20 protein-coding genes are annotated in these 24,585 nt (G+C 65.8%); 13 read left to right on the forward strand and 7 right to left on the reverse strand.

Annotation, left to right across the window (positions count from 1 at the left end):
• Positions 1-78 precede the first annotated feature (78 nt).
• The 5 genes from ACQY4Y_RS25350 to ACQY4Y_RS25370 all read left to right on the forward strand — a co-directional run bounded on the left by ACQY4Y_RS25350 (position 79) and on the right by ACQY4Y_RS25370 (position 5,412).
• Positions 79-588 (forward strand): 2Fe-2S iron-sulfur cluster-binding protein, encoded by a 510-nt coding sequence (locus ACQY4Y_RS25350; protein ID WP_428493331.1) that lies wholly within the window; start codon positions 79-81, stop codon positions 586-588.
• Complete coding sequence (locus ACQY4Y_RS25355; RefSeq protein ID WP_428493332.1) at positions 585-1,574, forward strand: FAD binding domain-containing protein; 990 nt, start codon at positions 585-587, stop codon at positions 1,572-1,574. The genes ACQY4Y_RS25350 and ACQY4Y_RS25355 overlap by 4 nt, the downstream gene beginning before the upstream one ends.
• Positions 1,571-3,832 (forward strand): xanthine dehydrogenase family protein molybdopterin-binding subunit, encoded by a 2,262-nt coding sequence (locus ACQY4Y_RS25360; protein WP_428493333.1) that lies wholly within the window; start codon positions 1,571-1,573, stop codon positions 3,830-3,832. The genes ACQY4Y_RS25355 and ACQY4Y_RS25360 overlap by 4 nt, the downstream gene beginning before the upstream one ends.
• An 88-nt stretch (positions 3,833-3,920) precedes the next feature.
• Positions 3,921-4,352, forward strand: a complete 432-nt coding sequence (locus tag ACQY4Y_RS25365; protein WP_428493334.1) for a CoA-binding protein — start codon at positions 3,921-3,923, stop codon at positions 4,350-4,352.
• A gap of 70 nt (positions 4,353-4,422) precedes the next feature.
• Positions 4,423-5,412 carry a DUF2076 domain-containing protein gene (locus ACQY4Y_RS25370; protein ID WP_428493335.1) on the forward strand — a complete coding sequence of 330 codons (990 nt, stop codon included), beginning with the start codon at positions 4,423-4,425 and terminating at the stop codon, positions 5,410-5,412.
• Positions 5,413-5,825: 413 nt separating this feature from the next.
• Here the strand turns inward: ACQY4Y_RS25370 and ACQY4Y_RS25375 are convergent, their stop codons facing one another.
• On the reverse strand, positions 5,826-6,599 hold the full coding sequence (locus tag ACQY4Y_RS25375) for a slipin family protein (RefSeq protein WP_428493336.1): 774 nt from the start codon (positions 6,597-6,599) through the stop codon (positions 5,826-5,828).
• A gap of 257 nt (positions 6,600-6,856) precedes the next feature.
• Here ACQY4Y_RS25375 and ACQY4Y_RS25380 point away from each other — a divergent pair, with 257 nt between their 5' ends.
• Genes ACQY4Y_RS25380 through ACQY4Y_RS25390 form a run of 3 tightly spaced genes read left to right on the forward strand, consistent with a single transcriptional unit; the run spans position 6,857 to position 10,436 of the window.
• On the forward strand, positions 6,857-8,134 hold the full coding sequence (locus ACQY4Y_RS25380) for an O-antigen ligase family protein (protein WP_428493337.1): 1,278 nt from the start codon (positions 6,857-6,859) through the stop codon (positions 8,132-8,134).
• A 9-nt stretch (positions 8,135-8,143) separates the two neighbouring features.
• Positions 8,144-9,412: a glycosyltransferase family 4 protein gene (locus ACQY4Y_RS25385; RefSeq protein WP_428493338.1), complete on the forward strand. Its 1,269-nt coding sequence runs from the start codon at positions 8,144-8,146 to the stop codon at positions 9,410-9,412.
• Between the two features lie 52 nt (positions 9,413-9,464).
• Positions 9,465-10,436, forward strand: coding sequence for a CobW family GTP-binding protein (locus ACQY4Y_RS25390; protein ID WP_428493339.1), 972 nt, complete (start codon positions 9,465-9,467; stop codon positions 10,434-10,436).
• Between the two features lie 343 nt (positions 10,437-10,779).
• Here ACQY4Y_RS25390 and ACQY4Y_RS25395 read toward each other — a convergent pair whose 3' ends face one another.
• Both ACQY4Y_RS25395 and ACQY4Y_RS25400 read right to left on the reverse strand, forming a co-directional pair.
• Positions 10,780-11,886, reverse strand: a complete 1,107-nt coding sequence (locus ACQY4Y_RS25395; protein WP_428493340.1) for an OmpA family protein — start codon at positions 11,884-11,886, stop codon at positions 10,780-10,782.
• A gap of 341 nt (positions 11,887-12,227) precedes the next feature.
• A complete protein-coding gene (locus tag ACQY4Y_RS25400; protein WP_428493341.1) occupies positions 12,228-13,124 on the reverse strand; it encodes a ferritin-like domain-containing protein in 897 nt (298 codons plus the stop codon).
• A 1,353-nt stretch (positions 13,125-14,477) separates the two neighbouring features.
• On the opposite strand from ACQY4Y_RS25400, the gene ACQY4Y_RS25405 reads away from it, so the two are divergent.
• Positions 14,478-15,524: a WD40 repeat domain-containing protein gene (locus ACQY4Y_RS25405; RefSeq protein ID WP_428493342.1), complete on the forward strand. Its 1,047-nt coding sequence runs from the start codon at positions 14,478-14,480 to the stop codon at positions 15,522-15,524.
• A gap of 2 nt (positions 15,525-15,526) precedes the next feature.
• On the forward strand, positions 15,527-16,057 hold the full coding sequence (locus tag ACQY4Y_RS25410) for a GNAT family N-acetyltransferase (RefSeq protein ID WP_428493343.1): 531 nt from the start codon (positions 15,527-15,529) through the stop codon (positions 16,055-16,057).
• A 415-nt stretch (positions 16,058-16,472) separates the two neighbouring features.
• On the opposite strand, the gene ACQY4Y_RS25415 is transcribed toward ACQY4Y_RS25410, so the two are convergent.
• Positions 16,473-18,143, reverse strand: coding sequence for a formate--tetrahydrofolate ligase (locus tag ACQY4Y_RS25415; protein ID WP_428493344.1), 1,671 nt, complete (start codon positions 18,141-18,143; stop codon positions 16,473-16,475).
• A complete protein-coding gene (locus ACQY4Y_RS25420; protein ID WP_428493345.1) occupies positions 18,140-19,258 on the reverse strand; it encodes a 2-aminoethylphosphonate--pyruvate transaminase in 1,119 nt (372 codons plus the stop codon). The genes ACQY4Y_RS25415 and ACQY4Y_RS25420 overlap by 4 nt, the downstream gene beginning before the upstream one ends.
• A 70-nt stretch (positions 19,259-19,328) precedes the next feature.
• Here ACQY4Y_RS25420 and ACQY4Y_RS25425 point away from each other — a divergent pair, with 70 nt between their 5' ends.
• Together ACQY4Y_RS25425 and ACQY4Y_RS25430 are read left to right on the forward strand one after the other, a co-directional pair.
• Complete coding sequence (locus ACQY4Y_RS25425; RefSeq protein ID WP_428493346.1) at positions 19,329-20,051, forward strand: hypothetical protein; 723 nt, start codon at positions 19,329-19,331, stop codon at positions 20,049-20,051.
• A gap of 54 nt (positions 20,052-20,105) precedes the next feature.
• Positions 20,106-20,438: a hypothetical protein gene (locus ACQY4Y_RS25430; protein ID WP_428493347.1), complete on the forward strand. Its 333-nt coding sequence runs from the start codon at positions 20,106-20,108 to the stop codon at positions 20,436-20,438.
• Here ACQY4Y_RS25430 and ACQY4Y_RS25435 read toward each other — a convergent pair.
• On the reverse strand, positions 20,433-21,845 hold the full coding sequence (locus tag ACQY4Y_RS25435; protein ID WP_428493348.1) for an MFS transporter: 1,413 nt from the start codon (positions 21,843-21,845) through the stop codon (positions 20,433-20,435). The two genes, ACQY4Y_RS25430 and ACQY4Y_RS25435, sit on opposite strands and share 6 nt — an antisense overlap.
• A 193-nt stretch (positions 21,846-22,038) precedes the next feature.
• Between ACQY4Y_RS25435 and ACQY4Y_RS25440 the strand changes: the two genes are divergently transcribed.
• Positions 22,039-23,079 carry a DUF2332 domain-containing protein gene (locus ACQY4Y_RS25440; protein WP_428493349.1) on the forward strand — a complete coding sequence of 347 codons (1,041 nt, stop codon included), beginning with the start codon at positions 22,039-22,041 and terminating at the stop codon, positions 23,077-23,079.
• Positions 23,080-23,439: 360 nt separating this feature from the next.
• Here ACQY4Y_RS25440 and prfB read toward each other — a convergent pair.
• A protein-coding gene (gene prfB / locus ACQY4Y_RS25445; protein WP_428493350.1) for a peptide chain release factor 2 occupies positions 23,440-24,571 on the reverse strand; the annotation gives its coding sequence in 2 pieces (ribosomal slippage) (positions 23,440-24,501 and positions 24,503-24,571; 1,131 coding nt in all).
• Between the last annotated feature and the right edge of the window lie 14 nt (positions 24,572-24,585).

Raw genomic sequence — 24,585 nt, forward strand, 5'->3', positions numbered from 1 at the left:
CGGCAACCCCGGGTCACGGCCCCAGCGTCAGGGCGTTGAGCCCAGCACATCGCCAGAAACCCACCAGCCGGAGGCACAATGCCGATCACCATCAACGGCCAGGACGTCGCGGTCCCCACCGATCCCCGCACGTCGCTGCTCGACTTCCTGCGCGATAGCCTCCACCTCAGTGGCACCAAGAAAGGCTGTAACCAGGGCGCCTGTGGCGCCTGCACCGTCCTGGTCGAAGGCGAGCGCATCCTCTCCTGCCTGGCCCTCGCGGTGCAATACGACGGCCGTTCGATCACCTCGGTCGAAGGACTCGCGCAATCCGGCGAACTGCATCCGCTGCAGCAGGCGTTCATCGAGCATGACGGCTTCCAGTGCGGTTACTGTACACCCGGCCAGCTCTGTTCCGCGATCGGCATGGCGAACGAGGCGAAGCGCGGCCTGCCCAGCGCCGTCACCGCAGATCTCACGGCTGACACCGTCAGCCTGACCCACGACGAACTGCGCGAACGCATGAGCGGTAATCTGTGCCGCTGCGGCGCCCACAACGGCATCATCGCCGCCATCGCCGAAACCTGTGCCGCGGACTCCGCGCCATGATCCCGTTCAGCTACACCCGCCCGACCGACGCCATCGACGCGATCGGCCTCGCCGCCGCCGCCGGCGGCAAATACCTCGGCGGCGGCACCAACCTCGTCGACCTGATGCGCGAAACCGTCGAGCAGCCCCAAGCCCTGATCGACGTAACCACCCTGTCACGCACCATCGAACCGCGCCCGGACGGCAGCGTCCTGATCGGCGCCGCCGCCACCAACAGCGCCGTCGCCGGCCACCCCGCCATCCGCGCCCGCTATCCGGTCCTCGCCCGAGCCATCCTGGCCGGCGCCAGCGGACAGATCCGCAACATGGCAACCGTCGGTGGCAACCTGCTGCAGCGCACCCGATGCGCCTATTTTTACGACCACGCCGCGCGCTGCAATAAACGCAGCCCCGCCGCCGGTTGCGACGCGATCGACGGCTTCAACCGCATTCACGCCATCCTCGGCGCGTCCCCCGCCTGCGTCGCCACCCACCCCTCGGACATGTGCGTGGCCCTCGCCGCGCTCGACGCCGTGGTCCACCTGCGCGGGCGCTCCGGCGTCCGCACCCTGAAGCTGGTCGACCTGCACCGGTTGCCCGGCGACCGACCGGATCAGGAGACCGTGCTCGACCCCGCCGAGTTGATCACCGCAGTCGAACTCCCCGCCTTGCCCCTGGCCGCCCGCTCCACCTACCGCAAGGTCCGCGACCGAGCCAGCTACGCCTTCGCGCTCGTGTCGGTTGCCGCCGCCCTCGACCTCGCCGATGACGGATCGGTGCGCGACGTCCGCCTCGCACTCGGTGGCGTCGCCCACAAGCCCTGGCGCGCCTCGACCGCCGAACAGGCATTGCGCGGCCAGCCCGCCACCGAGGCAAGCTTCCGCGCCGCCGCCGACGCCGAACTCGCCAACGCCGCACCGCTGCGCCACAACGGCTTCAAGGTCGAACTCGCCAAACGCACCATCACCGCCGTACTCGACACACTGAGGCAGGGAGACGCCGCATGACCGCCCCCGACACGGTCGGCTACACGCCGGTCACCACCCTCGACCCCACCAAGCACGGCTCGATCGGCAACGCTCTGCCGCGCGTCGATGGCCCGCGCAAGGTGCGCGGCGAGGCCCGCTTCGCCGCCGAGGTGCCCCTCGACAACATGCTTTACGCCGCCCTGGTCTATTCCACCATCGCCCGCGGCCGCATCGCCACGCTCGACACCTCCACCGCGGAGGCCGCCCCCGGCGTCGCCCTGGTGATGACCCACCGCAACGCCCCAGCCATGGCGCCCCCGGCGCTGTTCTTCACCGAACCCCTCGCCGGCGGCGCCAGCAGCCTGCCGGTCATGCAGGACGCCGCAATCCACTGGAACGGCGAGCCGGTCGCCCTGGTGCTGGCCGAGACCCAGGACCAGGCCGACCACGCCGCCTCGCTGATCGACGTCACCTACGAAACCGAACCGGCCAGCCTCTCGTTCGACCAGGCCGCGGCCCACGCCCGACACCCCGACAACGTCATGGGCGAACCGCCGCTGCTCGAGATCGGCGATGCCGAGGCCGCGCTCGCCGCCGCAACCCACAAGGTCGACCGCATCTACGAAACCCCCCGCCATAGCCACGCCGCCATTGAGCCGCACGCCGCGACGGTCATGTGGGACGGTGACAAACTGATCGTCCACGACGCCACCCAGATGCTCAACGCAACTCGCTGGACCCTGGCCGGTATCTTCGGCCTGCGGGAAGACCAGATTCGCATCCATTCGCCGTTCGTCGGCGGCGGCTTCGGCAGCAAGGGGCTGTGGAGCCACCAGATCCTGGCGATCGCCGCGGCCAAACTGGTCGCCCGCCCGGTCCGCATCGGCCTGACCCGAGGCGGCGTGTTCCGCATCACCGGCGGCCGCACCACCACCCGCCAGCGGGTCGCCCTCGGCGCCAGACCCGACGGCACCCTCGCCGCCCTGATCCACACCGGCACCGTCGCCATGACTACGCACAACAACTGTCCCGAACAGTTCACCTTCCCGGCAAAACACCTCTACGCCGCTGACAGCTTCCGCCTCGAGCAGCGCGTCGCCGACATCGACATGGTCGCCAACACCTTCATGCGCGCTCCCGGTGAATCGGTCGGCACCTTCGCGCTGGAATCGGCGCTCGACGAACTTGCCGAGGCCCTGTCCATTGACCCGATCGAACTGCGCCGCCGGATCGAACCCGAAAAGGACCCGACCAGCGGACTGGCGTTCTCCTCGCGCCACCTCGTCGAGGCCTACGCCAAAGGCGCCGAACGCTTCGGCTGGGCCAGCCGCAATCCCGTCCCCCGATCGCGCCGCGAGGGTGAGTGGCTGATCGGCATGGGCGTCGCCACCGCGACCTATCCATACTACCGCATGCCCGGCGGCGCCGCCCGCATCACCCTGACCAAGGACGGACACGCCCGGGTCGAGATGGCCAGTCACGAGATGGGAATGGGCACCGCGACCGCGCAGGCCCAGGTCGCCGCCGATTGCCTCGGCGTGGCACCGGAACACGTCACCTTCGAGTACGGCGACACCGCCATGCCGTCCGGCACGCTCGCCGGCGGTTCGTCGCAGACCGCCTCGATCGCCGCCGCCGTCGCCGCCGCCACGCGCGAACTGGTCGCCCAACTGCTGCAACTCGCCGGCAACGCCTCACCCCTGGCCGGCCTGCAGCCCGATCAGGTGGAACCGCGCGACGCCGGCCTGGGCCACCGCGAGCAGCCAGCCCGCTTCGAAAGCTACGCCTCGATCCTGGCGCGCGCCGGCCGCGAGCAGGTCTCGGCCCAGGCCGACGCGCCGATGCCGACCGAGATGGGGGAACACTCCATGCATTCCTACGGCGCGCAGTTCTGCGAGGTGCGGGTCAACGCGATCACCGGCGAAACCCGGGTCAGCCGCTTCCTCGGCTCGTTCGACACCGGCCGCATCCTCAACCCACTCACCGCCACCAGCCAGTTCCGCGGCGGCATCATCATGGGGATCGGCCTGGCGCTCACCGAGGAGACCCAGTTCGACGAACGCAGCGGCCGCATCATGAACCCCTCACTCGCCGAGTATCACGTGCCCGCCCATCTGGATGTACCGCACATCGATATCATCTGGACCGGCCGTCCCGACCCACACGCCCCGCTCGGCGCCCACGGCATCGGCGAGATCGGCATCACCGGCGTTGCCGCCGCGGTCGCCAATGCCATCCACAACGCCACCGGGCGACGCATCCGAGACCTGCCGATTACCCTCGACAAGCTGCTCTGACCCCGCCAAACAGACTCACCATGCCAACGGACTGACAGTGCCAACGGACTGAAAACGCCAACGGACTGACAACGCCAACGGACTAACAATGACCGACGGCCAATCCGACGCCACCATCCGCGACATCCTGGCCGGCACGAGGCGCATCGCCCTGGTCGGCGCCTCCGACAAGCCATGGCGCCCCTCCTATGAGGTGATGCGGTTCCTGCTCGACCGCGGCTACCAGGTCACCCCGGTCAACCCTAGCCTCGCCGGCCAGGACATCCACGGCCAGCCCGTCGTCGCCGACCTGGCCGCCGCCGCACCGCTGGACATGGTCGACGTGTTCCGCGCATCCGCCCATGTCGGTGCCCTGGTCGACGACGCCGTCCGCCTCGGCGCGCAAACCATCTGGATGCAACTCGGAGTGATCGATCAGGCCGCCGCCGAACGAGCCCGCGCCGCCGGCCTCACGGTGGTGATGGATCGCTGCCCGGTGATCGAGAACCGCCGCATTGGCCCGATCATCCCCCGCCATTGAACAAAACCGTCCTTGGCGCCACATAGCAGCCGTTCGGGTCAACTTTGCCTGACCTCGAAGGGGGCACCTCATGACCAACGAAGAACGCCAGATCATCAGCCAGTTCATCGCCCGAGTCGGGGGCGCTCCGCAGCCGTCCTTCGGCGCCGGTGGATCGGTACCCGGTGGATCGGTCCCGACAACCCAGCCAGCGCTGCCGCCGATCGATCGCGAGGCCGATGAATTCATCGGCCAGGCCTTTACCCAGAACCCCGAAGCGCGTTACCGCATCACCCAACTCGCCTTCGTCCAGGAGCATGCCCTGGTCGAGGCGCAGAACCGCATCCAGCGCCTGCAGTGGGAACTGCAACAGGCGCAGCAGGCCACCCAGCAGGCCCAGCAATTCGGCCAGCGCAGCGGCGGCGGCGGCTTCTTCAGCAGCCTGTTCGGCGGCGGCAACCGCGCGCAGCCGCAAGGCGATCCGCGCTGGGGCGGCCCAGGGGGCGGCGGCCAAGGCGGCGGCCCGCAAGGCGCACCCGGCTATCCCGGCGGCCAGCAACAGCCGAACTATCAGCAATCCGCGCCACCGCCGCAATATCCGCCCAATTACCAGCAGGGCATGTTCCAGCAGCGCGGCGGTTCCGGCTTCCTCGGCTCCGCCCTGACCACCGCCGCCGGAGTCGCCGGCGGCATGGTGGCGGGAAACGCCCTTATGAACCTGTTCTCGCCGCACTCCGGCCTGGGCGGCGGCTTCGGTGCCGGCGGCCTCGGCGGTGAGGCCGCCGCCAGCCCATGGGCAAATCCGGCCGCCTCGGCCCAGGACTACGTCGATAACGGAACCTGGGATCAATCCGGCGCGGCGGCGCCCGACAATCAGGCTTCGAACGACGGTGGAAGCTGGGATCAGTCCAGCCAGGGAAATGACCCGTCCTGGACCGACAACACCGGCGGCGGCAGCGACGGCGGTGGATGGGACAACACCGGCGGCGGCGGCGATAGCGGTGGATGGGACAACACCGGCGGCGGCGGCGGCGATGGCGGCTGGGACAGCGGCGGCGGCGGCTCCGACGATACCTTCTAGTGGTTCTAAATCAGCCGGATAGTGCCGCCTGATTTGAACCACCAGCCCCTGATTTTGTGGGCCCATTCACCCGACCGCATGGGATACTTCTGTCGGGATCGGGCCACTGGCTTCAACCCCGCCCCAACGGGCAAATCGCGCACGCCAAGGCCGCGCCGCCCGGCAAACGGCCAGACACAAAAAAGCACACAAAAAAACGGCGGTGCTTTTGGCACCGCCGAAGTTTAGGGAGGAAACGTCCAAGAAAGCAGGGCGTCGAAACGCGCCTGCAGATCACACTGTGGCCTTTGCACGCGCCGAGTGCAAGAGCTATTTTGCTGCGACGCAGCATTTGTTAAATGTCTGACCATTTTGTGACATTTACGCCACATAATTGGGCAACCTAGCCGGCCGCTCCCCTCAATGCCCGCCAATCAGGCAGAATTTTCCTGCCCCGCCCGCCCCAGCGCCACCACCGTCCCCAGGCTGTTCGCCATATCGGTCGGAATGAGCACCGTCGTCCCGCGATCCTTGTTCATCTCATACAGCAGATTCATCTGCCGCAGCTTCAGCGCGTTGGGATCGCTGCCATACAGCTTCGCCGCCTCCAGGATCTGTTCGGCGATCGCCTGCTCCGCCGAGGCCAGCGTCACCCGCGCCGCCTTCTCTCGCTCCGCCTGAGCCTGCCGGCTCATCGCGTCCTGCAGCTCCCGTGGAATCGCCACGTCCTTGATCTCGACGCTGCTCGCCGTCACCCCCCAACTGGTGGTCTTCGTGCTGATCGTCACCCGAAGCTGCTCGTCGGCGGCCTTGCGGTCCGACAGCAGCCTCGACAGGTCGGTGGCGCCGATCATCTCGCGCAGGCTGGTCTGTGCCACCCGCTCGATCGCCTCGCGATAGTTGGCGATGCGGATCGCCGCCGCCTCGGCATCCACCACCTGCCAGAACACGATCGCATCGACCCCGACCGCCACCGTGTCGCGGGTCAGCGCCTGCTCGGCAGTGATCATCGTCGTCTGAATCCGCAGGTCGACGACCTGGGCAACCGAATCGATCAGCGGAAACACCAGATAGATGCCCGGGCCGGAGACCGCGTGAAACCGCCCAAGCCGCAAGATCACCGCTCGCTGCCATTCCGCGGCGATGCGCACCGACCGACCCAGAACCAACAATACCGCCACCACGACGACGATAATCGCAATACTCATCGCAAACCCTCCTGGATCCTCGGTCGGACAAATCGCACGCCGATCGGCACCCGTTCCATCTCGTGGTCCGATCCCGATGGAAGCATCCCATGCGGAAAGGTGAATTGGCCTACAAAATCAGGAACCAGTGGTTCAAATCAGGCGGCACTGTCCGCCTGATTTGAACCATCAGCGTCCCATCTGAGCGTCTCATCCCGACCTCTCCGCCCGGTCGTCTCGACTTGCCGCCCGGCCGCTTGTCTGGCACCACCCGCGCCATGCCCGGCACGACCGAATCCCGCCCCATCTCGATGCTGGAGCGCACCGCGCTGGTCGGCGTCATGCTGCTGCCGCTGCTGCTGCTGCACGCCCACGGCATCGCCGAGGTCGCGATCGCCGTGGTCGATCTGTGCTTCCTGGCCCGCTCCACGATGACCCGCGATTGGGCGTGGCTGGGAACCCGATGGCTCTGGTTCGCCACCGCCTGGTGGGGCTGGCTGGTGTTCTGCTCGCTGCCGATCTCCGGCACCACCCTGGGCGAAGGCGGCCCCCGCTCGCTTCTCCAGGCGCTGATGACCGTTCGCTTCCTGCTGCTGGTCGCCGCGCTCGAGTGGTTCGTCCTGCGCACCGCCGCCGCCCGCCTCTGGATCTGGCGCCTGGTCGCCGCCTCCGCCGCCTGGATCGTGCTCAACAGCGTCATCCAGGACATCTTCGGTCGCAACCTGCTGGGCCTGCCACCCGCCGGCGAGGGCGTGCTCACCGGCCCGTTCGGTAAAGCCCGCGCCGGCCCGCCGATGGCGCGCATCATCATCCCCGCGGTGCTGCCCCCGGCCGCCAACCTGCTGCAGCGCCGCGACAAAGCCGCCACCGCCGCCGCCTACGCCCTGCTGCTCGGCAGCGTCGTCATCATGGTGCTGATCGGCCAGCGCATGCCGCTGATGCTGACCCTGTTCGGCCTGCTGATCGTCGCCGTCCTGATCCGCCGCCTGCGCCCCTTGGTGCTGACCGCGGCAATCGCCGGCGCGCTGCTGCTCGCCGCCTCCCCGGTCGTGGCGCCGTCCGCTTATTTCCGCCTGGTCGAGAAATTCTCGGCGCAGATGGAGCATTTCGCCGTTTCGCCGTACGGGCAGCTCTACACCCGAGCCTGGCAGGTCGGCCTGAACCACCCGTTCACCGGCATGGGATTCGACGGCTTCGCAACCGGCTGCCCGCGGCCAGCCAACTTCCGCCCCAGCTTCGACGGCAGCGAGCCCAACGGCGGCGGCGCGAAAATCTGCTGGGACCACCCGCACAACTACTGGTTGCAGGCGCTCGACGACGGCGGCTTCATCGGATTAGCCCTGTTCGGCGCCATGGCAGTGGCGTGGCTGCTGCCGCTCGGCCGCGGTCTGTGGCTCGACCCCGAACCACGCCGGGTCGCACTGTTCGCCGCGATCTTCATCCAACTCTGGCCGATCCAGTCCACCACCGCCTTCACCAGCATGCCGGTCGGCGGCTGGTTCTTCCTGCTGCTGGGCTGGGCGATGGCGGAATCGCGCGCCCAACCGAGAAGCTGACCCTGTCCCGTGGCAGCACCCGGCCCGCAAAACACGCCACCCTGCCGCCTTCCCGGCGCCCAAGCCTCGCCAATCGTCGCCGTGGTGCTGCCCCCGCGTGAGGGGTTCGGACCCGGCCGAACCGGCGCGATCGGCCTGCTGGCGCAACGCCTGGTGCAGACCCAAGGTTTCCGCACCGTCGTGTTCGGCGGCAAACAGCAAGGCCCGGTGTTCGCCGATATCGACTTCCGCCCGGTCAATCCGAAGCCCTGGACCCTCGGCAACACCAACCGGCGCTACGCCGCCGCCGTCGCCGTCATCCTGAAACACCTTATGCCCGCGCTGATCGAGGTCCACAATCGCCCCGAGATCGCCCTCGCTCTCGCCCGCCGGCTCCCCGCCATCCCGGTCAGCCTCATCCTGAACAACGACCCCCAAGCCATGCGCGACGCCGCCACCCCGGCGCAACGCACCGATTTACTCCGCCGGCTCGCCAGGGTGATGACATCCTCGGACTATCTGCGCCAACGCCTGCTTGACGGCGTCGCCGATGCGGCGCGGGAAAGCGTCGCCGATGCGGCGCGGCAAATTGTCGCCGGTCCGGCGCGGAACCTCGCCGCTGACCCCGCTAGGAACCCTCCGGCCAACTCGTCCCGGCCAGCACCTACGCCGGCCCACCCCCCGGTGGTGCTGCCGAACTGCCTCGACCTGGCCCGGTTGCCACCAAACCGCCCGCGCGAAAACCTGATCCTGTTCGCCGGCCGCGTCGTTGCCGACAAGGCCCCCGACGCCTTCGTCGCCGCCTGCGCCGCCGCGCTGCCCGACCTGCCCGGCTGGACCGCCGAGATCATCGGCGCCGACCGCTTCAGCGCGGACAGCCCCGACACCGGCTTCGTCCGTACCATCCGCGCCGCCGCCGCCACCGCCGGGGTCCGCATGTCGGGCTATCGCGACCACCCCGAGGTGTTGGCCGCGATGGCCCGCGCCGCCATCGTCGTGGTCCCCAGCCGCTGGCCCGAACCGTTCGGCCTGGTCGCCCTGGAAGCCCTGGCCAGCGGCGCGGCGTTGATCTGCTCCGACCGCGGCGGCCTGCCCGAGGTCGCCGGCGACGCCGCGCTCTACGCCGATCCCGACCACCCTGAAGCCATCGCCGCCGCCATCCGCAGCCTCGCCGCCGACCCGGCAAGGCGGGCCGCGCTCGCCGAGGCGGGCCGCCAGCGCGCCCGACAGTTCGACGTCGCGGCAATCGCCGCCCAACTGGCAGCCCTGCGTCGCGACCTGCTCCCCGCCGCTGGTTGACGCCCCTCGCCACACCTATATTGGTGCCCCAGACAGCTCAGGAGCCAATCCCATGGCCGAAGCCAACCCTCCGGTGCCGGTAACCGTGCTCACCGGCTACCTCGGCGCCGGCAAGACCACCCTGCTCAACCGCATCCTCAGCGAGCAGCACGGCCGCAAATACGCCGTGGTGATCAATGAATTCGGCGAACTCGGCGTCGACAACGACCTCGTCGTGGACAGCGACGAGGAAGTCTTCGAGATGAACAACGGCTGCATCTGCTGCACCGTGCGCGGCGACCTGATCCGCATCGTCGGCGGCCTGATGAAACGGCGCGACAAGTTCGACGGCATCATCATTGAAACCACCGGCCTCGCCAACCCCGCACCCGTCGCGCAGACCTTCTTCGTCGATGACACCGTCAAGGCCAAGGCCCGCCTCGATGCCATCGTCACCGTGGTCGACGCCAAGCACCTGCCGGCCCGCCTCGCCGACAGCCATGAGGCCGCCGACCAGATCGCCTTCGCCGACGTCATCGTGCTGAACAAGACCGATCTGGTGACGCCGGCCGAACTCGACGCGGTCGAGGCCACCATCCGCTCGATCAACCGCTTCGCCATCATCCACCGCACCCAGCGCGCCGAACTGCCGATCGCCCAGGTGCTCGACCGCGGTGCCTTCGACCTGTCGCGCATCCTGGCGCTGCATCCCGATTTCCTCGACAACGACGAGCACGAACACAACGACGACGTGTCGTCGATGAGCTTCGAGCTCGACAAGCCGATCGACCCGGAAAAATTCAACGCCTGGATCGGCGTGCTGCTGCAGGACAAGGGCGCCGACCTGCTGCGCACCAAGGGCATCCTGCACTACGCCAATGAAGACCGCCGCTTCGCCTTCCAGGCGGTGCACATGATCGCCGACGGGGACTTCATCCCGCCGTCGAAAACCGCCGACCCCAGGACCAGCCGCCTGGTGTTCATCGGCCGCAACCTGAACCGCCCGCAACTGCGCCGAGGCTTCGAAAGCTGCGCCGCGGATTGATGCCTGAGCGCGCCTCGTGGCACCGAGGCGACCCTTGGAGGTCTTGTCGACCGATAAGCGAAACAATGTGCCCCGGAATTCGAATCGAGGCCGACTTGTGCACCTTGGGCTTACGCGCGAGGTCGGCCGTTTCCGAACTGTAGCGCGGACCGAACAGCCGGCGAACTTCAGACCCGGCAAACTACAGGTCTAGCAGCTTCGGCTTGCCCAGTTGCGCCAGCCACTGCTCCAATTTCCCTTCCGAATGCCCTCCAACCAACGTCGTTACCAGCGTGACTACCAGCCCGGATGACCGACCGCCGGATCGTCGTAACGGTCTATATCGTCGTAACGGTCTATCAGGTTAGTGGAACACGATTTCTACACGCCTGTTCTGCGGTTCACGAACGCCGGCGCCTGTCTCGACCAACAGATGCGTTTCGCCAAGCCCCTGGATCGAAATAGCACTTTGCGGCACGCCGTCCCGGACGAGTTCGGCCGCAACGGTTTTGGCGCGGCGGACAGACAAGCCCTGGTTGTACTTCGGCGTCCCCGATGTATCGGTGTAGCCATTGACGTCGATGCGGGTCGTCTGCACGTGCGTGGAAGCGTCGGCTGCCTCTTTGACAATGGCACGAGCGCGATCTGTCAACGAAGACTTATCCCAATCGAAAAACACAAGATAAGAGCGTGCGGGGGCCGGCGCCGGCGCCGCTACGGGCATCGGCGTTTCCGGTGTTGGGGCCGGTGGTGCACCAAAATTGTATCGCAGGCCAATCAGCAAAGAATGGTTAAAATCGTTGCCAAACTTCAACTTGCCGGGCGTCGCCGCGCCCGGCCCGGCGGTAGCGGTGAAGTCATAATCCCGATCTGCCATCCCGAGAAAGCGATATTCGATCGTCGTTGCAAGGGACGGAAGGAATCGGAAAGGAATGACCGCGCCGATGATCGCCTGATAAGCGAGGGCGCCCCGCGTATCGTCGGAATCAAGGCGTGGAAAACCAGTTGTTCCGCTGTAGGCATGGACCTGATCAAAGTGCGCCCACTGATATCCCACACCGACGCCTGCGTACGGTGCGGCGTAGGGGAAATTAATCAGGCCGGTAAGATCATATACTGCGTTGAACATCGGGCCGAACTTGACCTCGTTGCCGCCGGCAGCGGCGGGAAAGCCGAAGTCGCGTCCTTCAGAAAATCGGTTGGTGCGGTAATCTCCTTCGAATTCCAGCCGGATCCCGTTTCCAAGGCCATATCCCAAAGCCACAACCCCAACACCGCCGAGACGTGATCGCAGGCTGGCGTTCGATGCCGCACCCGAGGTTCCCAGCAAATGCTCGTCCATCAGAGCATTACCGCCACCACCGATACTTACATAGAGCCCGGTTACGGGCGGTGGATTCGCAGGCTGAGCTTCGGCACTTAACGGCACCGAAAGCAGTGTTGCGCCTAAAAGTGCGTGCCTGAACTTCATGATCTCACCTTTCGGTTCTTCGCAGACAGCATTAAATGCGGAAGACGGGTGTAGGAAGCGGCGTGGCTCATGCGCCCATCTTTTGCACTCCCCCTGTCACCCGGAAGTAACAGTTGATCTCGGGGGTCAGCTGATTCGCAGGTCCAACACGTCGAGGCGCTGCCTGATTCGGAACAAAAGCCTTCGAATATTCGAATAGCAGTTTTGCACCTTTCCCTATCAGCAACCCGCGATTGCCCCGCGAGACAGCGGCGATCACGGCAACACCCGTCAGGCGCCGGCGATCGGGATTTTGGTGGCTGCGTCCCGATCAACGGCGTGAGCCCAAAAGGCAAACGACCCTAGGCGATGGCGCCATTCAACCCAGCAGGGAAGAACCCATATCCGCCGCTGGCTCCGCCCAGATAGACCACGTTGAGGACCTGGGCTGTTGACCGACTGTAGGCAATCGCGTTGCCGTCCCCCAACGAGATATTGGCGGCGCCATATAAGGTGACGCCCTGATCATCATCCGCGCCTGATGCCGCTGCCCGCAAAGCCGAGATCGCCGCGGTGGCGGGGGCCTGTCCCATTTGCAACAACAGCGTGCGCACGGTCGCGGCATGATAAGCTTCGATCGCCAAGATGCCGGCTGCTGCATCGAGATATGTCTTGCTTTGAATTAGCGAAGCAGCACCGTGATATGCGGTGACGCCAACATCTTCAAAGATGTAAGAGCCGAGCAAGAAACTTGTCTCGTCCGCGAACGGATTGAACGTCGCGCCCGGCGGAATCAGGCCTGCCGCGACAGCCGCGGTCGTAAAGCTTGTGGAAAGATCGATATTTGGTTCCGCCACCGCAAAGGGACCCAGAGCGGCGCGCAGAAATCGCACGTGGGCCAACTCGTCGGCGGCAATTTCGGCTGCATATTGCGCGATCGCTGGTGTCGCGAATGGCACAGGCGAGCCACCTGTGACGACGCCCGTTGTGCCGATTCCAGAAGTATCGGCGGGCGACAAACCGGCACCTGTGACCGCACGCTGGTAGAATTCGGCCTCCAGATATTCCAGATTCAAGGCGAAGTTCAGAATGTTATAATCCGAGGTGACCGTGCCCGGGCCGGTATCGGGGCTAAAGCCGAGGTCGCTCAACGCATCAGCGTTTGCTTTTTTCGAGGTGATCAAACTCAGCGATGCCGCCGCGCCGAATGCGGCCGCGCCCAATCCACTTCGGGTCAGCAGGTGGCGTCTGGTTCCCATTGTGCTTTCCTCTAAGTTTGCGTGTATCGCTTGGCGTTACCTCAACTTAAGATTGTTTCTGATAACAGCACCGAAAAAGCAACATCGATTTTCAAGAAAACCCTATTTGACATCAGAAAAGTTCTTTATCATTTGAGTATTAATACGATATCAAACTAGTTACTGCAAAAAATCAGACTGGCAGCAAAAGCCTTCGCGGCGGCCAGCCCGCATGATCTGCTACAGGTGCGCGCGGCCGCCGAAGTGCCCGTGCTCGGCATCTCAACGGCGGGCTAATACGCTTGGTATACCCCTCCGCCATCCGCCCAGACGCTTTCCGACGCCGATCTTCTGGAGCGTCTCGTGGACGGTTTGTGGACTTAGGCGGCTGTTCGGGCTGCAGGCTTGCTTCGTAGGTCATCGGCGATTGGTAGCCCAGGCCAGAACGCAGCCGCACAGGCATCCCTCGATGTAGCTGAAGCAGGCCAGCTTGGCTTCGGCCGGTAATCGGAGCGCGTCGGCTATAAGCTCCCAATCACTCGACGGAATCCCGCCGATTGGTGACGCTCCCGGCAAACCGTGCCTTCAGAATCGAGAACAGAAGTCGCCAGGAATGCTCCCGAAGACTTGGAGAACATCGTTGAGGCGCGGGCCGCATTCAACCTTCAAACGAAGAAGAGGTGAGAATCAGGGCCACGTGAGGATAGCTTTCCAACAGGGCTCGACTCTAGTGAAACAGCTTGAACAGAACGGCGGTCGTTGAAGCAACGTTGGTCCCCGTCATCCAGGTCAATGTAGTTAGACGGCTGTCGATCCCGGCCGAACGGTTGTCGTAGCTGGCCGCTTCCTCGCCCACCGAAGCATCGCTTGGCTCCTTCGCAGCCGTCTATTTTTGGCCGCACCCAGCGCCTAGGCCACTCAACCGGCCCCCTGCGGGACGACGCCGGCGGGTAGCTGTAGACTGGGCAGTCCCTCCGCCGACATTCGCCCAACGACAAGTACGTACGAATGGCAACCATAGGTGCCGGATCATCCAGAAAAGCGAGGCGCCGCTCGTTGAGACAGTCCGCACCATAGCACCGCCGTCATCTCACCGCGTTCCCCGCCAATAGGCCCTATCCAGTCCATACCGATTTAGCAATAGATCTTTGTATGCCGCCTTGCGACCCAACACGGCTGGCAAATCAGGCTGCGCTCTCCAGCAAAAACCCCCCGGTTCCGCTCGCTTTTGAACCCGCTCGGGTAGGCCGCTCGGCCCGGAGGAACATCCGCGGCGGCCTGCTGCGGGCCGGTCAGCGCCAGCATGGTCGCGCTTGGTCCGGGCCGGCCAACCCGACCTTGCCAAGCCGCGGCAAAAAGCGACAACGTCGCGCCATGAGCCAAACCGCCGATGCCGCCTTTCTGCTGAACTCCCGCGGCGTCTCCCGCGACCTCGACGCCTACGTCGTCGCCGCCCGCTTCTCCCGCGACGGACGCCACGTCGGCTTCGCCCTCGGCGACGGCACCGTATGGCTGGCCCCGCTTGGATCATCCACCGATTGGACCCAGGTCACCGCCCATGACGGCGCCCCCCTCGACTTCGCCGCCGACCCCACCGGCAACGGCTTCATCTCCGGTGGCGACGATGGCAAACTCGTCCGCGTCGCCGCCGACGCAACCATCTCCGGCGTCGCCGACTTCGGCACCAAATGGGTCGAGCACGTCGCCACCTACCCGATCGACAACACCAAGGGCCTGATCGCCGCTAGCGCCGGCAAACTGGTGCGGCTGTTCGACACCACCGGGCGGGTGCTGAAGGAACTCACCCACCCCTCCACCGTCACCGGCCTGGTGTTCGACGCCAAGGGCAAGCGGATCGGCGCCTCGCACTACAACGGCGCCTCGCTCTGGTTCGTCGCCGCGAAGACCGATACGCCCCGCAAACTGGAGTGGAAAGGCAGCCACACCACCATCCTGATCCATCCCGAGGGCGACGCCGTGGTCACCGCGATGCAGGAAAACGCCCTGCACGGCTGGAAGCTGCCCGACGGCGCGCACATGCGCATGAGCGGCTACCCCGCCAAGACCGCCAGCCTGTCGTTCACCCGCAACGGCAAATGGATGGCCAGCAGCGGCGCCGATGCGATGGTGATCTGGCCGTTCTTCGGCGGCGGCCCGATGGGCAAGGCGCCACTGGAACTCGCGGGCGGCGATGGCATCATCTGCGCCCAGCTCGCCTGCAACCCGAAGGACGAGATCGTCGCCGGCGGCTTCACCGACGGCCTGGTCGTGGTCGCCGATATCAACTCATCCCGCATCCTGCCGGTCGTGCCGCCCCAGCATGGCCCGATCAGCACGCTGGCCTGGAGCCCGGACGGCACCACGCTGGCGGTCGGCAGTGAAACCGGCTTCGCCGCGCTGATCGACTTCGCCAGGCATTGACCGTGCCCAACTTCCGGGTCGAGCCCGCCACCCCCGATCGCATCGCCCCCGATCGCGCCGATCGCATTGCAACGATCGCCGAGCTGTTCCGCGAATACGCCGAAGGCCTGGGCGTGGACCTGTCCTACCAGGGCTTCGCGGAGGAATGCGCCGGCCTCCCGGGCGCCTACGCGCCGCCCGCCGGCGCCCTGCTGCTCGCCCTCTCTGACCAAAACCAGGCGCTCGGATGTGTCGCCGTCCGCCCGCTCATAACCCCCGGGGTCGGCCCCAGCGCCTGCGAGATGAAGCGCCTGCACACCCGGCCCAACGCCCGCGGCGCCGGCATCGGACGGGCACTCGCCGAAGCCGCGATCCACGCCGCCACAAGCGCCGGCTACCGCACGATGTGCCTCGATACCCTGCCAACGATGCTCGCCGCCCACGCCCTATACCGCCAACTGGGTTTCGAGGTCGTCCCGCCCTATTACGCCTCCCCCATCGTCGGCACCCTGTTCATGCGAAAGCCCCTCGCACCCCAAAAAGCGCGACCGTAGCACCGCCAGGTCCGCACCAAATCACCGCTCCGCCGATCATCGCGGCCCCTCGCCGTGCCGGACCTGCATCTCGTTTTTTAACCGTTACGATCAGCCAAATCAGCGTTGCGGCAGTTTCGCCAGGGCCAAGACACCGCAAACAGACCATGCCTCACAGCCGCAACAGCCGTGGTTTTTGTCTCGATCCGCCGATGCCTGAATCCCACCACGAAACCCACAGGGAAGATGACCCCCTACCGCGGCCTCCGTGTGGCTCCGTGCTACTCGTTCGTCCTTCGTGCTAATTTCAATCGGTAGAAACAACAAAAATGCTGGTGCCAAAAAACACCAGCTACCACCCCACCGGCCAGAACCACCCCAAGCGAACGATCCGGCAAAATCACCAATCCGAACAACCCCGTGACCTCACCGTCACTCAGAACAATCCCTCGACCTCCCCGTCCTCACGCAAGCGGATCGATTCCGCCGACGGCACCCGCGGCAGTCCCGGCATCGTCATGACATCGCCGCAGATCGCCACCACGAACCCCGCCCCCGCCGACAACCGGACCTCGCGCACCGGCAGCACATGACCGGTCGGCGCGCCCATCACCGTCGCATCGGCCGAGAAACTATACTGCGTCTTGGCAATGCACACCGGAACATCCCCGAACCCGGCATCCTCGAACGATTTCAGCTTCCTCGCCACCGCGTCCGGCACCGAGATCTCCCCCGCCCGGTAAATCTCCTCGGCAATTCTGCGGATCTTTTCAGCCAGCTTCAGCTCCAGCGGATACAGCGGCTGGTAGGCCGCCTTGCCTGCCTCGATCTGGCCAACCACCACCTTGGCCAGCGCCTCCGCGCCGGCCCCACCGTCCGCCCAATGCGTGCACGAAATCGCCTCGGTGCCGACCGCCGCCATGGCATCCTTGATCGCGGCGAACTCGGCCTCGGTATCGGACGTGAAGTGATTGACCGCCACCACCACCGGCAGGCCGAACTTGCGCAGGTTCTCGACGTGCCGCCGCAGGTTCGCGGTGCCACGCCGCACCGCCTCGACATCCTCCGGCCCCAACGCGTTGCGGGCAACCCCGCCGTGCATCTTCAGCGCCCGCACCGTCGCCACCACCACCGCGCAGGACGGTTTCAACCCAGCCGAACGGCACTTGATATCGAGGAACTTCTCGCCGCCCAGATCGGCCCCGAAACCCGCCTCCGTCACCACCACATCGGCCAGCTTCAGCCCCAACCGCGTCGCCATCACCGAGTTGCAGCCATGCGCGATGTTGGCAAACGGACCGCCATGCACCAGCGCCGGCGACCCCTCCAGCGTCTGCACCAGATTAGGCGCCACCGCGTCCTTCAGCAGCACCGACATCGCGCCATCCGCCTTCAGGTCGGCGGCGGTCACGTTCTTGCCGTCGCGCGTCTGCGCCACGATCATCCGGCCCAGCCGAACTTGCAGGTCAGCCAGGTCCCTGGCCAGGCAGAACACCGCCATCACCTCCGAGGCGACGCTGATGTCGAACCCATCCTCCCGTGGGAACCCGTTCGCCACCCCGCCCAGGCTGCCGGTGATGCTGCGCAGCGCCCGATCGTTCATATCCACGCAACGCCGCCAACTGATCCGGCGCGCATCGATCCCCAGCGGATTGCCCCAGTAGATCGAATTGTCGATCATCGCCGCCAGCAAATTGTTGGCCGACGTGATGGCGTGGAAATCGCCGGTGAAGTGCAGGTTGATCTGCTCCATCGGCACCACCTGGGCCTGGCCGCCTCCCGCCGCGCCGCCCTTCAGGCCGAAGCTGGGACCCAGGCTGGGCTCGCGCAGGCAGATCGCCGCCCGCTTGCCGATCCGGTTCAGCGCGTCGCCCAGGCCCACCGTCGTGGTGGTCTTGCCTTCGCCCGCCGGCGTCGGGCTGATCCCGGTGACCAGCACCAGAGCACCATCAGCGCGTGATTCCAGGCCCCGAATGAAGCCCAGACCGATCTTCGCCTTGTGCCGGCCATAAGCCTCCACCGCCCGCTCGGGAATGCCGAGCCGGTCGGCGATCTGCTGGATCGGACGAAGCTGGGCGGCGCGGGCGATCTCAAGGTCGGTGTTCATGGAACGGCAGCCTCCCGGTGGGTTATGCCGATTTCCCGCAATGCCTGATCCATCGCTCGGACCGCGCCCGCCATGTCGGCCGGTGTGATCGCCCCAATGCAGCCGACGCGAAATGTGGGAGACGGCGTGTTATGGAAATTGCTTATCAGAATCCCCTTGGATTTCAACGCGTCGACAAAGGCCTGCAGGTCCCATGCCGGATCCGCCGGAGCATGCACGTTGACGATCACCGGTCCCTGCCGCGAGGCCGGCAGCCAGGGCGTCAGGCCAAGATCGCGCACCCCGTCGTACAGCGTCCGCATATTGGCGGTATAACGCGCCAGCCGACCCGCCTGACCCTCGGCATCGAGGTAGTCCAGCGCCACGTCTAGCGCGGCCAGGATCTGCGCCGGCGGGGTGAACCGGAAGCTGCCCCAGCCGCTGCGCACCGCATGCTCGTAAATGCTCGCTAGATCGAAAGACCAACTGCCGGCACCCCCTGCGCAGGCAACCAACCGGCCGATCCGCGCCACCGCGAACGCCACGCCCGGCAGCGCCTCCAGGCATTTGTTGGTGGTGAATACCAGGGCATCGACCTCCGGCTGGGCCGAGATTTCCAGCGGCAGCGCGCCGAACGCCGAGACCGCATCGATGATCATCCGCCTGCCGGCATCGCGCACCACGGCACCGACCGCCCGAACGTCGTGAATCACCCCGCTGCCGGTCTCGGAATAGACCATGCCGACATGGCTCAGCGTCGGGTCCGCCCGCAGCGCGGCGGCAACCGCGGCCGGATCGGTCGGCTCCCCGAACCCGACCGGCAGCGTCACCGCGACCCGCCCGGCCTCACGCGCCAGCCGGATCATCCGATCAGCATAGGCCCCGCTCGCCGGCACCAGGATGCGCCCGCCCGGCGGCAGGAAACTGCGCAGCGCCGCTTCGGTGATGAAGTGCCCGCAGCCCTGCAGCGGCAGCACCGCGTGCTGGCCCTCGACGCCCCCGGCAAGCCGCAGGATGCGGCCCCGCAGGCGCGCGAGGAAATCGCGAAACGCGTTGTCCCACGGCGCGATGTCGCGCGTCAGCGCCTGGCGGACTTCGATACGGGTGGTCACCGGACCGGGGATCAGCAGCAACATCGGGCGAAACTCGCACGCAGGGGCCAAGAAATCCACCCATGCCGGGAACCTTCCATGCTACGATTCGGGCATGAACATGCCGTTTGCGCTGCCCGACTGGGTGCCCTGGTGGGTGCCGCTCGTGCTCCTGGTGCCCGCGCTGCTCTATGCGCTCGCATTCCTGTTCATGCCGTTCAGCGTGCTCGGCGTCAAAACCCGCCTGGAGGTCATCGAGGCGCGGCTGGACGAAATCCAGCAGGAAATCCGCCATGTCGCGCTGCGACTGCCGATCGGCCCGCAAGCGGTGGATTTTGAGGATGTCTACGCCCCGCTCGCGCAGCCGCCGCGGCGCGACAACCCGGCCGGTGACCGCCCGCCGATCCCGCCCGCGGTCCGCGACCTATACGATGATCATAAGCCGCGCCGGCGAGACCCCCCGGTCCCCGACCGCCCGCCGATCCCGCCCGCGACTCAGGATCTTTTTCCCGCCCAGGACTTTCGCCCCACCCCGGACCTTCGCCCGAACCCGGACTTTCGACCGAACCCGGACTTCCGATCGAACCCCGATCTTCGCCAAACCCCCGATCTTCGCCAAACCCCCGATCTGCGCCAAACCCCCGATCTGCGCCAAACCCCCGATCTTCGCCAGACTCAGGATCTTCGCCCGACCCCGGATCTTCGCCCAACCCCGCATTCCTATGACGACGACCCGCAGGAACGACCGCCGCCCCCGCCGAACATGCGCCCGCCCCGGCGCGAACCCCAGATCATCCGCCCGCAGCGCTCCGAACCCCGGCTAGACGGCCCGCGCTAGCCGCACCGGCGCCATAGCCCCGCACCCGCGGCGTCGTTTCGTGATCCGTTCCGGGTGATCCAGACATCGCCCGCCCCACGTAATATCACTATGCCCCATCAAATCGGCTCCGTCGTGCTCGGAATCCTGAGCGCGTTTTTCGCTGGCTATGGCATTTGGCAACTAGCACTGGCCTACCGATCTTCAGCCTTCCGCGCCTGGACCGAACGGGCCGCGATCGCCGCCGGAAGCATGTTCGTCGCCGCGGTGTTCGCCGCCATGACCGTCCAGGTGCTGGACGGATCGCGCTCCACCGACCTCGTCCATCGGCCGAACCCGCGCTCGTTCGCTGACCAATGCACCGGCTGCGATACCGCGGCGAACCGGCCGACCCTCTCCAACCTATGATTCCTGGCCCACCGGCCGAGCAATCTCCTCCAGCGAAAGCCGGTTGGTGCGCGGGCCAAACAGCGCCACCGAGAGCACCACGACCGCCATCGCCCCGGCAATGAACAGAAACACCCCAGGCACGCCGAACCGTTGCAAAGTCGCGGCAATGATGAAGCCGGTGAAGATCGTGCTGAACCGACTCCAGGAATAGACGAACCCCACCGCGGTGGCTCGAATCCGGGTCGGAAACAGCTCCGCCTGGTAATTATGCGCCGAGAACGACAGCCAGGCGTTCATCATCGTCTGCACCGTGCCGATGATGATCAACGGAACCGCGCTGGTCTGGAACGCGAACGCCACGCCGAACACCGCGATCCCGATGCAGGACAGGCACACCTGCCATTTGCGCTCAATGCGATCCGCAAACATGCTGCTGAACAGCGGAAACAGCGGATAGGCGAAGGCGATGATGAAGGAGTATTCCAACGTCTGCGACACATGGACCCCGTTGGCGATGAGCAACGTCGGCACCCAGTTGGCGAAGCCGTAGAAGCCGATCGTCTGAAAGAAATTGGCCACCGACAACATGATCGTCCGGCTGCGATAGGTCGGGTTGAAGATCTCCGACAGCTTGCCCTTGCGCGGGTCCTCCACCACCGGCGGCTCCGGCGCCGGCAGAGTGCCGCCAGCCTCGGCCGTCACTTTCGCCTCGATCGCACGCATCACCCGGTCGGCTTCATCCACCCGCCCCTGCTGAGCCAGCCAGCGCGGCGATTCCGGCATCCGCAAGCGCACGAACCAGACGATGATCGCGCCGACCGACCCGATGATCACAACCCAACGCCAACCCGACAATCCAAACAGCATGGTTGGATTGAGCAACCAGGCCAGCAACGCCACCACCGGGACCGGAATGAAGCCGATCGATTGCTGGATCGCAAACACCTTGCCCCGCGCCCGCTTCGGCACCAGCTCCGAGATGAACGTATCGACCGTGACAAGCTCCACGCCGATGCCCACCCCGGCAATGAAGCGCCACAGGTTCACCCCGTTCGCGGTGTACTGAAACGCCATCACCAGGGTGGCAATGCAGTACCAGACCAGCGAATAGGTGAACACGGTGCGCCGGCCGAACCGATCCGCCGCCTGGGTGAAGAACATCGTGCCGATGAACAGTCCGGCGAACAGCGCGGCGATGAACGACGCCAACCCGGTGAACCCAAATAGCGAAACCGTCGTCGGGGTAAAGATCTTATCGGCGAACATGCCCGGAGCGATCGACCCGGTCAGGAAGATCGCATAGGTGTCGAACCAGCCGCCCAGCGAGATCAGCAGCACCAGCATCCACATGTGCCGGGTCATCGGCAATCGGTCCAGCCGCGCGGTGATCTCAGCCGCCGGAGTCGATGTCAAAGTCGAAGCCATAACGTTCTCCCTTGGGTGCATCTTCGCGCACCTCGTTCCGCCGACCCTGCCGCCGGTTTGGACGTTCAGTTCGAGCCTGGGAACTCTGCCCTGCCATGGGCCCTCAGGTCTAGTGTCCCGCGAAGCCAACCGCAGCGGACGTCAAAGCACGGCAGCCGTTGACCAACACTTTGCGCCGGCGTGAGATTATAGCGTGACACAATCAGAGAACGACCGAATCGCAGCCTCGTACCGCCGCTTCGCCGACGAGGAAGCCCGAGGTCACTCGCCTTTGTATGAGACGCTGGCTCGCGCGGTGGCTGCCGACCCGGAGGTGCTCGCGCTCCTCGCTACCCTGCCTCCTGCAAAGCGGCAACCCAACCTGCTGCTTGTTGCGGTCCGCCATATCGCTGGGGTGTCCGCAGGCTGGAGCAGCTTCCGCAACGCTATCGGGGCACAATGGGAGTCGGTTCAAGCCATCATACTTGATCATTCGACGCAGACTAACGAACCCGCACGCTGCGCGACGCTTCTGCCGATTCTTGCACAACTTCCCCAACCTCTGGCCCTGATCGAAGTGGGCGCCTCGGCCGGCCTATGCCTATTGCCGGACCACTATGCTTACGACTATGGCGGCCAAGCACTGGGTCCGGCAAATCGGACGGCGGAAATTCCCGTCTTCTCGTGTCAGGTGGACGATGCGACACCAGTACCGGAGACGCTACCGTGGGTGGCTTGGCGGGCAGGGCTGGACCTCAACCCGTTGGATGTCACCGATGCCGAGCAGACGGCCTGGCTCGAAACATTGGTGTGGCCTGAGCAGGAGCAACGGCTGGCAAGTCTCCAGGCCGCGATACGCGTGGCCCGGGCTGCCCGGCCAAGGATAGTGCGTGGGGATTTGCGGAAGGATCTTACGAGCCTCGCCGCCGAGGCGCCACGGGGCATGACGCTTGTAGTGTTCCACACCGCTGTACTTGCCTGCGTGCCTGAGCAAACCGACCGCGACGACTTTGCCGCCTCGGTCACGTCGCTGTGTGACTTTTGGATCGCGAACGAGTCCCCGAGCGTCTTCCCGTCCATTGCGCAAAAGGCAGGCCACGGAGGTCTACCCGGGCGCTTTCTGCTTTCCGTCAACGGAAATCCGGTAGCCTGGGCGAACCCACATGGTGCCGCAATCAACTGGATCGCTGACTCTCAAAGTCCGATCAAGCCGGTAAGCTATCGCAATGTTGGGCCTGCCCAAATTTATCCTTAGTTGATAAATTCGAGTGAACGCATTCACATCCCAGGCTTCACCGCGTACGAGAACGGGTTGCACCACGTGCGTTTGACCGCGCGGGCGCGGACGATTTCTGGCCTAGGCACCTCCCCCCTGTTTCAGGACGATTGTGGCAAATACCGGAAGAACAACTGCCGTGATCTCGTTACTTTCGAGTATCCAGCCAGACCACCGCTCAAGAACTTCGATCATTGGATCAGACCATGTATCCACAGCCGTGATGTCCGCTGAAGACCTCAGCAGTTGCTCAGATGGTGGCAGCTCTCATTCCAGTCTCATTACAGACGCAGGGAGCGACGCAGCCCAACCAGGGCAATCAATGACCGGTGGATCGACCTACCGCGCCTGCGCACTCGCCTCCGACCGCGTCGCCCCCGACCGCGCCGCCAGCGCCGCCGCCATGAACTCGTCCAGGTCCCCGTCCAGCACCGCGTCCGGATTGCCCTTCTCCAACCCGGTCCGCAGGTCCTTGACCAACTGATACGGCGCCAGCACGTAATTGCGGATCTGGTGCCCCCACCCGATATCGGTCTTGGCGTTCTCCTGCGCCGCGGTCACCGCCTCGCGCCGCTGCAACTCAGCCTCGTACAGCCGCGCCTTCAGCATCGCCATCGCCGTCGCCCGGTTGCGGTGCTGGCTCCGATCGGTCTGACACGCCACAATGATCCCGCTCGGCACATGGGTGATGCGGATCGCGCTCTCGGTCTTGTTCACATGCTGTCCGCCGGCCCCCGAGGCGCGATAGGTATCCACCTTCAGGTCCGCCTCGTTGATCTCGATCTCGATCGAATCATCCACCACGGGATACACCCAGACCGAGGCGAAACTGGTCTGCCGCCTCGCATTGGCGTCGAACGGGCTGATCCGCACCAGCCGGTGCACGCCCCCCTCGGTCTTCAGCCAGCCATAGGCGTTGGCCCCGGTGATCTGCAGCGTCGCCGACTTGATGCCGGCCTGCTCGCCCTCGCTGGCCTCCATCAACTGCACCTTGTAGGCATGCTGTTCGGCCCAGCGCATATACATCCGCATCAACATCTCGGCCCAGTCCTGCGCCTCGGTACCGCCGGCGCCGGCGTTCAGCTCGATGTAGCAGTCGTTGCCGTCCGCCTCGCCCGAAAGCAGGCTCAGGGTCTCCCGTCGCTTGGCCTCCTCGGCGGCGGCCCGCAACGATGTCATCGCCTCGGCCACCATCGCCGCGTCGCCGTCGGCCTCGGCCAGCCCGATCAGTTCCCCGGCGTCGGCGACCTCGCTTTCCAGCGCCCGCACCGCATCCATGGACGACGCGATCTGGTTGCGCTCCCGCATTAGCTGCTGCGCCGACGCGGCGTCGTTCCACAAGCCCGGGTCCTCGGCGCGGTTGTTCAGTTCAGCCAGGCGGGCCTCGGCGACATCCCAGTCAAAGATGCCTCCTCAGCAGCGCGATCGACTGCTTGATCTGCTCGTTCAGGGCGTCGGATTCAGCGGACATGGCTAAGCGGATGC

Source organism: Rhodopila sp., assembly GCF_965277165.1.
Classification (GTDB): domain Bacteria; phylum Pseudomonadota; class Alphaproteobacteria; order Acetobacterales; family Acetobacteraceae; genus Rhodopila.

Excerpts from the sequence above, each read along its gene's own strand:
- ACQY4Y_RS25350 (WP_428493331.1), top strand. The coding sequence starts at position 79 with ATGCCGATCACCATCAACGGCCAGGACGTCGCGGTCCCCACCGATCCC.
- ACQY4Y_RS25355 (WP_428493332.1), top strand. The coding sequence starts at position 585 with ATGATCCCGTTCAGCTACACCCGCCCGACCGACGCCATCGACGCGATC.
- ACQY4Y_RS25360 (WP_428493333.1), top strand. The coding sequence starts at position 1,571 with ATGACCGCCCCCGACACGGTCGGCTACACGCCGGTCACCACCCTCGAC.
- ACQY4Y_RS25365 (WP_428493334.1), top strand. The coding sequence starts at position 3,921 with ATGACCGACGGCCAATCCGACGCCACCATCCGCGACATCCTGGCCGGC.
- ACQY4Y_RS25370 (WP_428493335.1), top strand. The coding sequence starts at position 4,423 with ATGACCAACGAAGAACGCCAGATCATCAGCCAGTTCATCGCCCGAGTC.
- ACQY4Y_RS25375 (WP_428493336.1), bottom strand. The coding sequence starts at position 6,599 with ATGAGTATTGCGATTATCGTCGTCGTGGTGGCGGTATTGTTGGTTCTG.
- ACQY4Y_RS25380 (WP_428493337.1), top strand. The coding sequence starts at position 6,857 with ATGCCCGGCACGACCGAATCCCGCCCCATCTCGATGCTGGAGCGCACC.
- ACQY4Y_RS25390 (WP_428493339.1), top strand. The coding sequence starts at position 9,465 with ATGGCCGAAGCCAACCCTCCGGTGCCGGTAACCGTGCTCACCGGCTAC.
- ACQY4Y_RS25395 (WP_428493340.1), bottom strand. The coding sequence starts at position 11,886 with ATGAAGTTCAGGCACGCACTTTTAGGCGCAACACTGCTTTCGGTGCCG.
- ACQY4Y_RS25400 (WP_428493341.1), bottom strand. The coding sequence starts at position 13,124 with ATGGGAACCAGACGCCACCTGCTGACCCGAAGTGGATTGGGCGCGGCC.
- ACQY4Y_RS25405 (WP_428493342.1), top strand. The coding sequence starts at position 14,478 with ATGAGCCAAACCGCCGATGCCGCCTTTCTGCTGAACTCCCGCGGCGTC.
- ACQY4Y_RS25415 (WP_428493344.1), bottom strand. The coding sequence starts at position 18,143 with ATGAACACCGACCTTGAGATCGCCCGCGCCGCCCAGCTTCGTCCGATC.
- ACQY4Y_RS25420 (WP_428493345.1), bottom strand. The coding sequence starts at position 19,258 with ATGTTGCTGCTGATCCCCGGTCCGGTGACCACCCGTATCGAAGTCCGC.
- ACQY4Y_RS25425 (WP_428493346.1), top strand. The coding sequence starts at position 19,329 with ATGAACATGCCGTTTGCGCTGCCCGACTGGGTGCCCTGGTGGGTGCCG.
- ACQY4Y_RS25435 (WP_428493348.1), bottom strand. The coding sequence starts at position 21,845 with ATGGCTTCGACTTTGACATCGACTCCGGCGGCTGAGATCACCGCGCGG.